At 51.8% G+C, this 15,020-nt stretch carries 16 protein-coding genes; 7 read left to right on the forward strand and 9 right to left on the reverse strand.

Annotation, left to right across the window (positions count from 1 at the left end):
* The 7 genes from ACFMKP_RS11860 to radA form a co-directional block, all read right to left on the reverse strand.
* Nucleotides 1-1,627 (reverse strand): zinc ribbon domain-containing protein (locus tag ACFMKP_RS11860; RefSeq protein WP_382292073.1); only part of this gene is annotated, 1,627 nt, incomplete at its 3' end.
* A gap of 12 nt (nt 1,628-1,639) precedes the next feature.
* On the reverse strand, nt 1,640-2,305 hold the full coding sequence (locus tag ACFMKP_RS11865; RefSeq protein WP_382292075.1) for a hypothetical protein: 666 nt from the start codon (nt 2,303-2,305) through the stop codon (nt 1,640-1,642).
* Nucleotides 2,306-2,317: 12 nt separating this feature from the next.
* On the reverse strand, nt 2,318-3,112 hold the full coding sequence (locus ACFMKP_RS11870) for a DUF6754 domain-containing protein (RefSeq protein WP_330218473.1): 795 nt from the start codon (nt 3,110-3,112) through the stop codon (nt 2,318-2,320).
* Between the two features lie 86 nt (nt 3,113-3,198).
* Nucleotides 3,199-3,456, reverse strand: a complete 258-nt coding sequence (locus tag ACFMKP_RS11875) for a hypothetical protein (protein ID WP_204753776.1) — start codon at nt 3,454-3,456, stop codon at nt 3,199-3,201.
* Nucleotides 3,443-3,904 (reverse strand): D-aminoacyl-tRNA deacylase, encoded by a 462-nt coding sequence (dtd, locus tag ACFMKP_RS11880; protein ID WP_382292077.1) that lies wholly within the window; start codon nt 3,902-3,904, stop codon nt 3,443-3,445. The genes ACFMKP_RS11875 and dtd overlap by 14 nt, the downstream gene beginning before the upstream one ends.
* Nucleotides 3,876-5,027, reverse strand: coding sequence for a PIN/TRAM domain-containing protein (locus ACFMKP_RS11885; protein ID WP_382292079.1), 1,152 nt, complete (start codon nt 5,025-5,027; stop codon nt 3,876-3,878). Before ACFMKP_RS11885 ends, dtd begins: the two co-directional genes overlap by 29 nt.
* A 33-nt stretch (nt 5,028-5,060) precedes the next feature.
* The gene (gene radA / locus ACFMKP_RS11890; protein ID WP_382292081.1) at nt 5,061-6,488 is read right to left on the reverse strand and encodes a DNA repair protein RadA; all 1,428 of its coding nucleotides are present in this window, start codon (nt 6,486-6,488) and stop codon (nt 5,061-5,063) included.
* Between the two features lie 325 nt (nt 6,489-6,813).
* Between radA and lipA the strand changes: the two genes are divergently transcribed.
* From lipA to ACFMKP_RS11915, 5 genes are all read left to right on the forward strand, one after another.
* Entirely contained in the window at nt 6,814-7,734 is a 921-nt protein-coding gene (gene lipA / locus ACFMKP_RS11895; RefSeq protein WP_382292083.1) for a lipoyl synthase, read from the forward strand.
* Between the two features lie 22 nt (nt 7,735-7,756).
* A complete protein-coding gene (locus ACFMKP_RS11900; RefSeq protein ID WP_382292085.1) occupies nt 7,757-8,437 on the forward strand; it encodes a tetratricopeptide repeat protein in 681 nt (226 codons plus the stop codon).
* Between the two features lie 101 nt (nt 8,438-8,538).
* Nucleotides 8,539-9,426 carry a hypothetical protein gene (locus ACFMKP_RS11905; RefSeq protein WP_382292087.1) on the forward strand — a complete coding sequence of 296 codons (888 nt, stop codon included), beginning with the start codon at nt 8,539-8,541 and terminating at the stop codon, nt 9,424-9,426.
* Nucleotides 9,423-10,133 carry a 16S rRNA (guanine(527)-N(7))-methyltransferase RsmG gene (gene rsmG, locus ACFMKP_RS11910; protein ID WP_382292089.1) on the forward strand — a complete coding sequence of 237 codons (711 nt, stop codon included), beginning with the start codon at nt 9,423-9,425 and terminating at the stop codon, nt 10,131-10,133. The genes ACFMKP_RS11905 and rsmG overlap by 4 nt, the downstream gene beginning before the upstream one ends.
* A 97-nt stretch (nt 10,134-10,230) precedes the next feature.
* Entirely contained in the window at nt 10,231-10,893 is a 663-nt protein-coding gene (locus tag ACFMKP_RS11915) for a PspA/IM30 family protein (protein WP_054536778.1), read from the forward strand.
* A gap of 54 nt (nt 10,894-10,947) precedes the next feature.
* Here the strand turns inward: ACFMKP_RS11915 and ACFMKP_RS11920 are convergent, their stop codons facing one another.
* Entirely contained in the window at nt 10,948-11,547 is a 600-nt protein-coding gene (locus tag ACFMKP_RS11920) for a LysE family translocator (protein WP_382292091.1), read from the reverse strand.
* A 136-nt stretch (nt 11,548-11,683) separates the two neighbouring features.
* Between ACFMKP_RS11920 and uppS the strand changes: the two genes are divergently transcribed.
* Entirely contained in the window at nt 11,684-12,418 is a 735-nt protein-coding gene (uppS, locus tag ACFMKP_RS11925; RefSeq protein ID WP_382292093.1) for a polyprenyl diphosphate synthase, read from the forward strand.
* A 292-nt stretch (nt 12,419-12,710) separates the two neighbouring features.
* Nucleotides 12,711-12,998 carry a hypothetical protein gene (locus ACFMKP_RS11930; RefSeq protein ID WP_110520442.1) on the forward strand — a complete coding sequence of 96 codons (288 nt, stop codon included), beginning with the start codon at nt 12,711-12,713 and terminating at the stop codon, nt 12,996-12,998.
* Nucleotides 12,999-13,034: 36 nt separating this feature from the next.
* Here ACFMKP_RS11930 and ACFMKP_RS11935 read toward each other — a convergent pair whose 3' ends face one another.
* A complete protein-coding gene (locus ACFMKP_RS11935; protein WP_382292096.1) occupies nt 13,035-14,933 on the reverse strand; it encodes a hypothetical protein in 1,899 nt (632 codons plus the stop codon).
* Nucleotides 14,934-15,020 lie beyond the last annotated feature (87 nt).

A 15,020-nucleotide genomic window follows, 5' to 3' on the forward strand; every position in this document is an offset into this window, starting at 1 on the left:
CGCCGCGCAACCACGCGGGCACATCATCGCCCGCACTGGCTGCTGGTGCTGCCGGAGCATCGGTTTGTAACCACGACGGCACATCGCCGCTCGCTGCTGGGGCCGTTGGCGCTGCATCAGCCAAGTCGCCGCGCAACCACGCCGGAACATCATCGCCCGCACTGGCGGCTGGTGGTGCAGCCGGAGCGTCAGCTTGTAACCACGACGGCACATCGCCGCTCGCTGCTGGTGCTGCTGGTGGCGCTGCATCAGCCAAGTCGCCGCGCAACCACGCGGGCACATCATCGCCCGCACTGGCGGCTGGTGGTGCTGCTGGTGAAGGTGTGTTTAATGGTGCGGTTGCTGGTTTTAGCCAAGGTGGAACATCATCGCTTGGGCCAGCAGCATTTAAATCGACATCAGATAGTTGGACAACTGGTGGCTCGGTATCAAAATCTTTGAGCCAATCGGGCAAATTACCAGTTCCGGCGCGGCGCGCAATAACCGGTTCATCGTTATCTTCAGCAAATGATGCAATACTTGGCGGCGGTGCAGGCTCGCTAGGGCGTAATTGCTGTAACCACGCGGGCATTGGTTCTTCATCATTGCTCGCCGCTGGTGTTGGAGCCGCTGGCGGAGCCGATTCAACCGTGCCTTGCAACCACGACGGTACATCATTGCTCGCCGCTGGTGTTGGAGCCGCTGGCGGAGCCGATTCTACTGTGCCTTGCAACCACGACGGTACATCATTGCTCGCCGCTGGTGTTGGAGCCGCTGGCGGAGCCGATTCAACCGTGCCTTGCAACCACGACGGTACGTCATTGCTCTCCGCTGGCGTTGAAGCCGCTGGTGGAGCCGATTCTACTGTGCCTTGCAACCACGATGGAATATCATTGCTCACCGCTGGCGTTGGCGCTGTGGGCGGAGCCGATTCTACCGTGCCTTGCAACCACGATGGAATATCATTGCTCGCCGCTGGCGTTGGCGCTGCTGGCGGAGTCGATTCAACTGTACCTTGCAACCACGATGGAATATCATTGCTTGCTGCTGGCGTTGGCGCTGCTGGCGGAGCCGATTCAGCCGTGCCTTGCAACCACGATGGAATATCATTGCTCGCCGCTGGCGTTGGCGCTGCTGCCGGAGCCGATTCAACTGTGCCTTGCAACCACGATGGAATATCATTACTTGGTGCTGGCGCTGGAGCCGCGGGAGCATTCGAAGGCGCTTGGAGATCTGAGAGCCAATTTGGCAATGGTTGCTCAGGACTTGGCGTTGCTGGCAATGGCTCATCAGCTGGAATTGCGGGTGTAGTTGCCTGCAAATCGCGCAGCCATGGCGGAAGCTCCTCGCTATTAGCAGGAGCAACGGCAGCGTTTTGGGCTGGTGGTGGCGCAGCCGACTCTTGCAACCAAGCAGGAATTGCTTCGGCACTTGGAGCGGCTGGTGGCGCAGGGCTATCTGCTTGCAACCACGGTGGGAGGCTCGACGTGCCACGTTTGGCTGGCACAACGGTTTGTTGTTGATCAAGATCCTGAAGCCAAGGCGGTAAATCGTTGCTAGCAGTTGGCGCTACGGCCAAAGGTGCTTGACATTGGCTACAAAATTGGCGATCAGGAGTATTGGGCGTGCCACAGCGAGGACAATTCATTGAGGCCGCCTCCTAGCGATCCAAATATGGGAGGTCAATCCCAAGTAAGATGCGAATACTGGCAACGATAGCGCCAATTGCCGACCCAAAGATGAGGCCGCGCAGGCCAGCCATCACAATGTAGCGTTGAATCCAGGCCAAGCTTTCGCCCAAATAGGGCAGCCCAGCAAGCACTGGCAATTGCAACACCAGAAAGAGCAAGGCAACGCTGACCACAATAATGGCTTCGCGTTGACCAGCCCCAAAGGCATGAATCGCCGCAGTTAAACCAAAAAATGTGAGCAACGCCAAGAGGCTAATGCTGATTGGAGCATAGACCCAGCGAATCACATCTTGAAACAAACCAAGTTCCAAGACATTGGCACGGCCTTGGGTGCTATAGCCATACACGGCTAAGGCAGGCGGAATAATCACGCCCAACAGCAAGGCAATGCTATACCAGCGTTTGGGATCGGTTGAGGCTAAACGTTTAATATGATGAATAATAACATTGGCAGAACCAGCAATTAATGCAAAGGCAGCAATCACGGTTGCCCAATTGAGCAAAATTTGACTGCCATTGGCAATGCTGCCAATCCCAGGAAAAAGCCGATCAATTAAAACGAAAATACCGGCAACGCTGCCGATCAAAATAGGAATTAAGCGCTTTGGATTGCGGAGCAGGTCAATTCGACGCATCCCACCCATCCTTTATCTAGGCAGCAATGGAAAATCTTGTGGCAAGATTGCTAATTGGCCTAAAGAAACCAAAATGATTCCAAAAATAATGATCCCAATAATGACCGAACGCAGGACATCATGGGTTAAGATGCGAGCAAAGCCCAACGGTGTTGGGGCAATATAGGCCTCGGCGGCATAGATTTCTTCGCCTAACAACGTGCCATTGGCAGTCAGCAAGGCTGCGGTTAGGGCTTGCTGATCAGTCGTGCCAGCAATTTGCAAAATATTATTGGCGCGGCCTGGCTCGGCAAACAACAAGTAGCCTTGTTCAAATGAGCCAACTGTAATGCTGGCCTCCATTGGTTCGCTGGTAACGCGATTACTTAAGCCAACTGAAAAGGCAATTGGATCATTTGCGGCGAGCATTTGAATCAGTTCGGGCCGATAATCTTCGCTGTAGCCAGCATCGCGATAGGCACGCCGAACCGTGCCGCGTAACGCCAAATGGGCAATTGGATCGCCACTTGAGGCCGAAATTCCTGCCCCACGTCGTGCCGCAATGTCGGTGATGCGCTGGGCCAAAACCAAACCAGCTAAAGTTTCTGGATTGATTGTTGAGCCATCAAGCGAGCCACTGCCAGGCGAAACGTGAATTGGCTGGCCGGTTTCAGCAGCCCGCGCCAAAGCGCTATTGATCAGGTCAATTGGGGGAAGAGGGCGGCGGTTGATCTTACGTCCACCAGTAACTAGCCGTGCATACACAAAGGGCAAGGCAATTGCTAGGGTTAAGATGAGTGACACGACAAGAATCTCAAAAGGAGACACGGGTTGGCCCTCACAACAGACACAGATTGCAGCAAGTAGGCTACTAGGCGTAATTGCGCTGAGTGTAGCCCATCGTTAATGCTTTGTCAACTTTCTAGGGCATTCAGATGCTCAATTAAGCGCTGCCAACTAGCCTCGGTTTCTAAGGCATTGGCATAGCTTGCGAGCCGCTGTCGTAGCGGGCTTGGCACAAACGCTTGGCCAAATAAACACAGCTGGCTCAAAACAATGCTGGCAACATGGCCCGATCGCAGAAACAATTGGGCTACGCCGTTCAGCCGATGGCGATGCAGGCTTTGCGCCAATTGAACTAAAACCTGCTCTGCCTCATCAGCCTCGGCCATGTTGCCACTCCGCTGTATCCAAAATAATCGTCACAGGCCCGTCGTTGATCAGTTGCACCTGCATTGCTGCGCCAAATTGACCGCTAGCAGTCGTAACGCCTTGCTCACGACAATAGGCAATAAACTGCTCGACCATTGGCTCGGCCAAGGCTGGCGCTGCCGCACCAACAAACGATGGCCGACGGCCTTTGCGGGTATCGGCATAGAGCGTAAATTGCGAAACCACCAATAATTCGCCGTGACAATCGATTAACGAACGATCAAAGCGATCTTGGTCATCGGGGAAGATGCGCAAATTGAGGATTTTATCGGCAAGTTTGCGCAAATCGTCAGTGCTATCGCTGGGGCTAACTGCCAGCAGCACTAAGAGTCCAGCGTTAATCTGGCCAACGATCTGCTCAGCAACGGTGACGCTGGCACTAGCTACGCGCTGGATAATTGCCCGCATCGTTTTTGCCCCCGTAAAATGCCCCAGCACTACCCATAATTCGGCCAAAGACCATACGGCCCCGATCGTTGGTCCAAACCCGACTGACGATCACCCGAACTTCGTCGCCAATTCGTTCGCGGGCATCTTCGACCACAACCATCGTGCCATCTTCGAGATAGCCAATGCCTTGTTCGCGCTCGCGGCCCTCTTCACGCACTTTCACCACCAACATTTCGCCAGCGCCCACTGGTGGTCGCACAGCATCGGAAAGCACATTTAAATTGAGCACTTGCACGCCTTGCAATTCAGCCACTTGGCTCAAGTTCTTATCGTTGGTAATCAAGGCATGGCCATCTTGTAAGGCCAAGGTGACCAATTTTTGGTCAACTCCACGTGCATTGGCAATATCTTCGTTGGGCATTTCAAGTCGCAGTTGGTCGTCTTTGCGAATTTCTTCGAGCATATCGAGGCCACGCCGGCCACGCATGCGCTTCATATCATCGCTCGAATCAGCCAACAGCTGCAATTCGTTCAAGACAAAGCGCGGCACCACTAACACGCCATCAAGAAAGCCACTGCGCACAACTGCCAAGACCCGTCCATCGATAATCGCGCTTGTATCAACCAAACAGGTTCGGCGCATTGGCACAGCTTCTTTAACTGGACGCGCTTTGGCAGTTTGCAACGAAACGCTAAAGTTAGCCAAGTTTTTCTTTTGATATTCAAAACCCAGCACACAAAAGTAGATTGCCAAAAAACTAGCAATTGCTGGCAAATAATTGCCGAGTAACCCAGGCAAATTGCTCAGTGGAACCGCTAACAGTGCGCCAATTACTACGCCCAAGAGCGTGCCCAAGCCCAAAGCGATCAATTCTTGAGCGCTGCTCTTACGCAAACGTTGATTTACATTGCGAATTGGGTATAAGATCATGCGATGGGTAATTAACAAGCCCAAGCCCGCACCAGAAAGGGTGAGCAATTGCATTGCTAAAATTTCATCTTCAGTAGGAGGATTGCTCGCTGAACGTGAGCTAAAATACCAACCAACATAGCCCAGCAAGATCATGCCTAAAATTCGAACCCAAAAATCAATGCTAAGTAAGCGATTTCTGTTGACAGGCTTTTTTTCCGAAATCGTCATAAATCTCCTCGTGAGCACATCCACAATTCACGCTTAATCATCATGGTCAGTTGCTGCCTTCGCGGTTGGCGGCTCACCAGGTGATGGTCGCGGCGCACCAATTAAAGCAGCGCGAACTGCTTCAACTAATGAACGAATGCCAGTAACCTGAAACGCGTCGATCTGCGGTAAGGCATCGATCTGCGGCACAATTGCATTATGAAATCCAAGCTTGGCAGCTTCGTTCAAGCGCCGATCAAGCTGGCTTACCGAACGCAATTCGCCCGAAAGCCCAATTTCACCAATTAAGACGGTATTTGGTTCAACGCGCTGGTTACGAAATGATGAAGTAATCGCCGTAGCTACCGCTAAATCGATCGCTGGCTCGGTCACTTTCAAACCGCCTACCACATTAACATAAATATCCTGATTGAACAATGGCACACCAACCCGCTTTGAGAGCACGGCAATAATCATCGCCAATCGGTTTTGATCAAAGCCATTTGCGGTACGCCGCGGTTGCGCATTGGCGGTGTGACTTGTCAGGGCTTGCACTTCTAATAACAATGGACGTGTGCCCTCCAACATCACTGCCACCGCCGAACCAGGCGAGTTGGTGCTGCGCTCAGCCAAGAAAATCTGCGATGGATTGGTAACTTCGACCATCCCACCTTGATTCATCTCGAAAACCCCAACTTCATTGGTGGAGCCAAAGCGATTTTTGACGCTGCGCAACAAACGATATTGATGAAAGCGCTCACCTTCAAGATACAACACGACATCAACAATGTGCTCAAGCACCCGTGGCCCAGCAATTGCGCCTTCTTTGGTGACGTGGCCAACCAGCATAATGGAAATATTGTGTTGCTTGGCCACCCGCTGGAGCCGCAACGCGCCTTCGCGCACTTGCGAAACGCTGCCCGCCGCCGAAGTCACATCTTCGCTATACACGGTTTGAATCGAGTCGACAATCACCAAGACTGGTTTCATGCGTTCGATGGTGGCAATCGCCGTATCAAGGCTGGTTTCAGCCAAAATATATAAACGCTCAGCAGCTAAACCAAGCCGCGTAGCCCGCAACTTAATTTGTTGCTGCGATTCTTCAGCAGAAATATACAGCACATCGCCCGCCATTTCGGCCAAAGCAGCACTTTGTTCGAGCAGCAAAGTCGATTTACCAATGCCAGGGTCGCCGCCAATCAGCACCAACGAGCCGGGCACAATCCCGCCGCCAAGCACACGCGCAAATTCACTGCCACGAACTGGCAAGCGTTGCACATCACCAAGTTGAATATCCGGCAAGCGTAATGGCTCGCTCACTCCTATAGGTGAACGGGTACTACCGCCTGTCGTACCTGCTGACTTCGTGACAATTTGTTCAACCAAACTATCCCAAGCGCCACATTCGGTACAGCGGCCCATCCAACGGGGAAACTGTGCATCACATTGTTGACACACGAAAATTGTACGTTGTTTGGCCATAAAAACACCAGTTCCTTGCTTGCCACATCTCGTTAAATTATAGCACAGCCGCTTGGTTCAATGAACTAAGTTCGTGCTATACTTGGCGCAGATTACCAAGCCGATCCTTGAGCTTTTTGGCTTTCGCCTGCGCTAAAAATCGCTCCGATGTCCCCCATATGGGCAGGATTGCCGTTAGGCCAAAGTGGTGCTTTTGGGTTATCGCAATCGCTTAAATAATTTTTTACAATAGCGAGTGAGGGTTATCGCTGGCTTAGGCAAGCTGGAACCACATTCGTCTGCCGTCACTTGCACTGCTGCATGTGCTGCTTAACGTGAGGTTGGTATGCCATCAACACCGCATCGTCAGCGTAAACCAGAGTGGTTACGCAAACCCGTGCTTTCACCAGAGTTGCGCAATGTCCGCCAACTGCTGCGTGATCTCAATCTCAATACTGTGTGTGAAGAAGCTTCGTGTCCTAATATCGCCGAATGTTTTGGCCAAGGCACTGCCACATTTATGATCGGCGGCGATCGCTGTACGCGGCGTTGTCATTATTGTGACGTAACCACCGCCAAGCCCTTTCCGCTTGACCCACGTGAGCCAAATAACGTGGCTGAAGCTGCGGCACGCTTGGGCTTAAAATATGTGGTGGTAACCGCCGTCGCGCGCGATGATGTGAAGGATGGTGGCGCACGCCACTTCGCCCGCACGATCAGTGCCATTCGCCAACGCTTGCCTGAGGCCGAAATCGAGGTCTTGATTCCCGATTTCAAGGGCGATGCCGATGCCCTCAAAACAGTTTTGGATGCTGAACCACACGTGCTCAATCATAATATCGAAACCGTGCGCAGCGTCTTTAAAAGTGTCCGCGCGCAAGGCGATTACGATCGATCATTAGCCTTATTGGCTCGCAGTCGTGAATTCGCCCCCCAAATCAGCACCAAATCGGGGTTTATGGTGGGTTTGGGCGAAACAACCAGCGAAATCTACCAAACCATGGACGATCTCAAACAGGTTGGGGTAGAGCTGGTCACGATTGGCCAATATTTACAACCATCGTTGACCCATGTCGCGGTCAGCGAATATATTCCCCCTGAGCGTTATGATTTGTATCGCAGCTATGGCCAGCAATTGGGCTTTCGTGCCACCTTTGCCGGGCCGTTCATCCGCTCGTCATTTCACGCAGGGGAGTTACACCACCAGCAATTAAGCAATGACGTGGCTAGTCCAGTGCAAGAATGGATCGCACTCGAACCACGCTAGATTATCGATAGAAGGAGTTCCTATGTCGTCCGTGCATGAAACGCATTTATTGGCTGAAGGGATTACTGCCGCCAAAGCAGGCCAACGCGCAACAGCCCGTGATTTTCTGACCCAAGTGATAGCACTCAATGCACGAAACGAACTAGCGTGGCTCTGGATGAGCGCAATTGTTGATACGCCTGAGCAACGCCGCGATTGCCTCGTGCGGGTTTTGTTGATCAATCCCAGCAACGAAGCAGCCCAACGCGGCATCGCAGCGCTCGAAGTGCAAAATAAACCTGCGCCCATGCCAGAGCCAACTCCTCCCATCTCAATGGCTGCTAGCAGTAATGGCACATTGATTCAATGCCCATTTTGTCATTCGGATACCGATAGTAGCAAGCTCGATTGCCAAGTCTGTGGCGAAAATACGATTCTCACCTGCCCCTCATGTGATAGTACAATTAACTTATGGGAAACCACCCGCTGCCCATGCGGCGAGGGTTTACGCCACTACATTTTCTTTCCCGATGGCATCGATCACGAAGGCTTAGGCCAACGCTATGCCTTGATGGAGCGCTGGGAACCAGCCGCCCGCCAATGGGATCGCGCGCTCAAAGATGGCTCGCATGTGGTGATGTTGCACCGAAAGTTGGCCCAAGCCTACGACAAGATTGGCCGCAACCAAGAGGCCGAATTTCATCGCCAAGTGGCCCAATCCTAATTCCTTAGCCAATCTTTACTTGCATCAAGCCAAATCTATGTCAAAATCGGTGTATCCTTAAAAATAGCCAATGAATGTCTTTTTAGCGATGGATTACCGTTATGACAATCGATGATGAACTTGCCAAAGGCATCGCTGCTGTGCGCGCAGGCCAACGTGAGCTTGCTCGCCAGCATCTGCAAAAAGTCCTCCTGACAGATTCCAAAAACGAGTCCGCTTGGCTGTGGCTCAGCGGTGTTGTCGAAACGCGCACCCAAAAACGCGACTGTCTGCAAATTGTGCTTTCAATCAATCCCGATAATATTGCTGCTCGGCGTGGCCTTGAAGAGCTAGCCCAAAGCGAAGCAGCCGATTTTCTTTCGACCTTCGAGCCACACCGGCCACCAGCCGAGCCAAATCCGCCACTAGCACCAGCACCAATTGCTTCAGCGCCAGCTCCGGTGATCAACAATCCAGTAAGTTTCGATGAGCCACCTGCGGAAATGTTTCAACCCCTGCCAATCGAGCTTGATCAGCCGCTACCAGGCTTTGGGTTTGCGCCAATGGTCGCTGATGTTAGCCCCGAGCCAAGCGCGGTCGCGAGCAGCCCAACCAGCAATGTGCCTAAGCCGCCGCAAAATCTCGAAGCGCCCTGTGCATTTTGTGGCACGCCAACCCAAAGCACTGGCGAATGTAGCAATTGTGGCACCGAACAAACCTTCGATTGCCCCAATTGTGGCCATGTGCTCGATGTGCGCGAAAATTGGATTTGCGAGTGCGGCCATTCCTTCGAGAATTTTCTTACGCCTGAACGCAAGCTTGATCGCGAACGACTGGCCCAAATGTATAGCGACCGCGATTTTCCCGCCGCTGCGGTGAAGCAATGGAAGGCAGCACTGCCAACCAGCCGTCGCCCGCAACTGCTCCATGCAGCAATCGGTCGGGTTTATGATAATCTAGGCTTATTCGAGCAAGCCGAAATGCACTATAGGTTATCAAAACAAAAATGATTGATCGTGAGCTACTGCAAACCACCTTGGCTGAGTGGGAACTAACCCTTTCCGCCAGCCAAATCGACCGCCTTGAACAGTATGTGACGTTACTGACCCAATGGAGCGAGCGCATGAATTTGGTTGCGCCCTCGACCTTACCCGAAGTAACGAAGCGTCACCTGTTGGATTCATTTTCGCTGGCGACAACCTGCCAACAAGCGCCAGCAAGCTTGGCCGATATTGGCTCTGGCGCAGGCTTACCGGGTATTCCCTTGGCAATCTTGTGGCCCGAAACCGAAGTCTTATTAATTGAATCAATTGGCAAGAAGGCCGAATTTTTGCGCCATGTGGCCCAAGAATTGCAGCTTGCCCATGTCCTGGTTGAGGTCGAACGCGCTGAAGTTGTTGGCCGCGAACGGCGTTGGCGCGAGCATTTTGAGGTTGTTACCGCCCGCGCGGTGGCCAATTTGGCAACGCTCGCCGAATACTGTTTGCCCTTGTGCAAAATCGGTGGCATGTGGCTTGCACCAAAAGGCTTTGAAATTGAGCCTGAAGTGCAAGATGCAGAACAGGCCATAACCATTCTTGGAGGTCAATTACGGGCGGTCTATAATGTCAACATTCCAGCCGAGCCTGTCCGTTCACTTGTCGTCGTCGACAAAATAGCTACAACCCCATTGACCTATCCACGCACGGTTGGCACACCATCCAAAAAACCCTTGTAACTTTTTGGAAAAAGGCGCGTACTACTTGAGAACCGCCAGCGCGGTGTGCTAGAATGAAATTCACACAGTCTTTGTGTTTAGCTAAGGAGGAATTCCTATGTCGTTGTTGAGTCGAGTTCGCGATCTGGTTAGCGCTAATCTCAATACGATGTTGGATAAGGCCGAAGACCCTGAAAAAATGGTCAACGAGTACATGCGGCAATTGCAAGAACAACTGTACGAAGCCAAAACCGCTGTTGCATCCGCCATGGCCGATGAAACCAAATTGCACAACAAGATGGTGACATTCCAAACCGAAGCTGATCAATGGCAATCCAAGGCTGAAGCTGCGGTTCGTGCAAGCGACGATGAATTGGCAAAAGCTGCCTTAGGCCGCAAAACCAATGCTCAAAAAATGGCCGATACCTATCGCCAACAATACGAACAACAAGACGAGCAAGTGGAACAACTCCAAAAAGCCTTGGTCAGTCTTGAATCACGCTTGTCAGAAGCCAAAGCCAAGAAAGAATTGATTATCGCCAAGAAGAATCGCGCCGAAACTCAAGAAGCGATTCAACGCACCGTTCAAGGTTTGGGCAACCTCAATGCGATGGATAAATTGTCCCAAATGGAAGAACGGGTCGATGATCGCTTGGCTCAAGCCGATGCGATGTCAAAACTCGAAGGTGGCTCGCTCGAAGCTCGCTTTGCCGACCTCGAACGCGATACCGCTGTCGAAGATGAATTGGCTGCCCTCAAAGCAAAAATGGGCAAACAATAGTTTTTGAAATTGCGGGTGTTGGTTTTGAACCAACACCCGCTTTGTATTTAAGCATCAGCCAAGCAACACCACCAGCGCAAAGCCCAAAATAATCACACCTGAAATCCGATTAATCCAGATCGTGTAGCCTTGCACTCGCTCACGCAAGAGGCTCACGCCGCCACTCAACAGCAGCCACCACAAGGCCGAGCCAAGCGTTACCCCAACCACCAACCAAACACTCTCCCAGCCGTAGGCCGTAACCCCCAAGCCTGCAAACACCGTCGCAAACGATAAAATTGTCATGGGATTGGTCAGGGTCAAAAAGAGCGTCGAGGCATACATCGCCCACAAATTATCTGCTTGGGCAGTTGCCGCAGCGCTTGCAGGCCGACTGAGCATAGTTTTAATCGCCAGATAGCCCAGAAATAGCCCGCCCACAATTCGCAGCCCAACCAACCAACCTGAATCTTGATTGACGTTATTAAGCGCTGCCGCCAAGCCAAACGCCGCCAGCAAACCATACAATCCATCGGCAGTCGCCGCACCCAAGCCCGATAAAAAGCCAGCCAAGCGACCATGAACCAAGCTGCGTCGAATGCACAAGACCCCAATTGGCCCAACTGGTGCGGCAATCGAAAAGCCTAAAATAAGCCCTTTGAGTAACATCGCCATGCCCTCACTTGCGAAAAAGAGTCGATCAGCCTAGTTTCGCATGGATTGCACGCGAGTGCTTGCAACAATGGTAGTATATTCGTTACCCTACAACGAATGCTAGACAAACGCTTAAATTGATGAGGTCTTTAGATCTATGACCGTACAACAACTTGAAACTGCTATCGCTCCCCGCCATGTGGCAATAATTATGGATGGCAATGGCCGTTGGGCACAAGGCCGTGGCCTCCCCCGTCTGGCAGGGCATCATGCTGGCACAGGCAATATCAAACGGATTGTGCGCGAGGCGATTGCCTTGGGCATTCCTTACCTCACGATTTATGCTTTTTCAACCGAAAATTGGAAGCGCCCATCGTGGGAAGTGCGCGGATTGATGCGGATTATGGCCGAATATCTCGACCGCGAGTTGCGCGAGTTGCACGCCGAAGGGGTGCGCTTGCACTTACTTGGCACGCTCGATGGCGTTGATTCAGCGCTAGCCAAAAAAATTCAAAATGCCATTACCATGACTGCAAAAAATACAGCCTTGACCCTTTCGGTCGCCTTCAACTATGGCGGACGGGCCGATATTGTCAATGCAGTGCGCGAAATTGTCGCCAAAGGCATCAATCCCGACGAAATTAGCGACGAGATGATTGCCGGCCACTTGTATACCTCGGGCATTCCCGACCCCGATTTAATTGTGCGCACCAGCGGCGAGCAACGCCTAAGCAACTTTTTGATTTGGCAGGCAGCCTATAGCGAATATTACATGACTCCGTTGCTGTGGCCCGATTTTGGCCCCGACCAATTTCGCGAGGCCGTGAGCAATTTTGGCAATCGCGAACGCCGTTATGGTGGCCGCATTGGCGAAGGCGAAATGGCCAAATAAGCAGCGCCATGCACGCTTTGGGCTTTAATTATTAAGTATAGAGCGCTAAAAAATGAACATCTATCAACAACCCAGGCCAATACTCAAGCGGCTTGGGTTTGGTTTAACGCGCTTCATGCCGCTATCACCCGTTGGATAAGCGCTTGCTTACCCATTTGGAGTTAACCGAATCATACCAAAGTCTCTTGTTGGAACATGATATGATAGAAGCAGCAAGGTTGTTAAGTAACCTATTGCACTTTCTAAGCTTTAGCTAGTGGCACTTTCTCTACTTACCAAGAGGGTTTTCCCAATGCATATGCGATTGCCTGCTGCCCATACTCAGCTTTTGCGTCAACTCAAAGATGAGCGCAGCAAACTGCAAGATCTCGTATGGGAACTCGATGATCTTGAACATGCTGTCGTCGATTTGGAACAACAATTAGACGCTACTCACGATACAAACAAACATCAAGAATTGGAGCATCTGCGCCAACGCCATGATCATGTCGAAGATGCGGTGCTCTATCAAATGATGTATATCGATCGCTTACAAGAGCGCTACGATTTATTGCCCTACGCAGCAACGACTGCTGCCTAAGCTTCCTCAGCGAGGCTAGGCAACACTTAGCCTCGCTTATTTCCGCAGATAAATTGCCACACTCGCATTTTCATAGACCAACTCAAATTCCGGCGTATTGGCTAATTTGGCTTGATTAAAGATTTTGCCATCAATCGTCGCATAGGCGTAATCGTACTTATGTTCACGCATCCACTGGGCTAGCTCACTCGCAGTTTTATCGCTGGCACTGCGCAACCAGCCTGTCTCTGCCTCAACTGCATCGATATACTCAAAGGTTCCTTGGTTATAAACCACCGGCGGCGTGCTCAGCTGCAAGCCAGCATAGGGCAAAATCCACCAGCCGCCATCGCTCCCGCGAGCTACGTTGTAGAGCCAGCCCTCAGTGTTAATCGCAAAACGAGCATTTTTGGGAATGCGCTGCACAATCCAATTCAGGGCGGTTAAATCATCGGCTTTGGCGATAATTGTGCCATCGTTGATCACGTTATGCATTTTGCTAGCCGAAATCAGCACAGTTATTGCCAAGATTGCAGTGCGAATCGCGCGCCAACCTCGGGCCACGCCCACTTTGAGATGTTGGCTCAAGCCTTGGTCCAATGAAGCAACCCCAAAGCCAAACCACAAACTAATCGGCAGAAAAATTGCCAAGGCCACAATGTTGTTGTTGAAAAACGAGAGATACGGCAAACCAAGCACAACTGGATTGGCAAATAACATCACCAACAGCGCCCAAAGGCTGTTAATCAATACCAAACGCCATTGTTTCAACAAGCCAACCCAAGCCGCCAACAAACTTACCAAGAAGATCTGAAGGTTATTCCATGTCCAATATAAGCCTTTAGCGGCTTCGTAGGTGTTGTAGCCGCCGCCAACCAGTTGTTTGGGCGTGCCACTGCCAACAGGTTGAATTTCGCTAATCAATAAGGCCAGCCATGGCGACATCAACAAAATTGCCATGCCAACTGCTGCCGCTTGATTGCCCAGCACCCGCCAGCGTTGCTCGTACCAAACATCGCGACCCAACCAGACCGCAACACACCATAACAAAGCAAAGCCAGCAGCCACAAAGTGGGTTGGCAACAGCCCACCAACGCTAATCGTTAATAAAATCAGGCCTTTACGATCGCTGCGATCCATCGCAACCCACGCCAACAGCAAGACAACTGGAACTATCGCCAAGCCAGCAAGCAAGGTATAACGACCCCAACTCAGATAATAGGCGGGCATAATCGAGATAAAGCCCGTCATCGTCGCAGCAGCTAAACCAGCAATTGGGCTTTTGGTGAGGCCAATCGTCGCGCTGCCAACCGAAATTACAATCAACACACCTAAAAATTGGCCATACCACAGCATAAATTGCGGAATGCTCATGCCGCTGAGGTTATAGATTGTGGCAGCAGTCGAATGAAAACCCCAGTGATAACCAAAATTATCAACTGGCAGATAAGGCCGCAACGAATAGGGCACTTGGCCAATCTCAGCAATCACCCGCATAATCGTGGCATGGTGAATTGAATCAACCCACGGCGGAAACGCGACGTTGCGAATATGGCTAATTCTGGTGCTAATCGCAAAGCTTACAATCAACAACGCCAAGCCAAGAATTGGCACCGGCGCTGGCAAGGCCCAAGGCTGTTCGCCCTCGCGCCAGATGCGCCAAACGACTCCACCAACTAAGCCAAAGGCGATAAAGGTAATCATGCCAACGCTGAGCGCTAGGCCAAACGTGGTTAACCAGACATAGCCCAGTGGCCAAACCGCCAAACTTAGGCCGATCCAGAGGCTTGGGCGCACCAATGGCGCTAGCTCCAAATCCAACCAGCGTTCGAGCAGGTAGCCTGGGGCCAGCGTACAAACCAGCGCCGCAAACCAAAAACGGCTGTGCGGCAAGATTAAGATCAACACCGCTAGCCCAAGCAATCCAGCAAGCCCAATTATTCGTTGACGATTCATACAGCACCATGCAATCTGAGGTTCATGCCAAATGGTACACGAAAAACGCCACTGGTAAAACAGTGACGTTGCAAACCCAAAGCAGCT

It is taken from the genome of Herpetosiphon sp. NSE202, from assembly GCF_042688385.1.
Classification (GTDB): domain Bacteria; phylum Chloroflexota; class Chloroflexia; order Chloroflexales; family Herpetosiphonaceae; genus Herpetosiphon.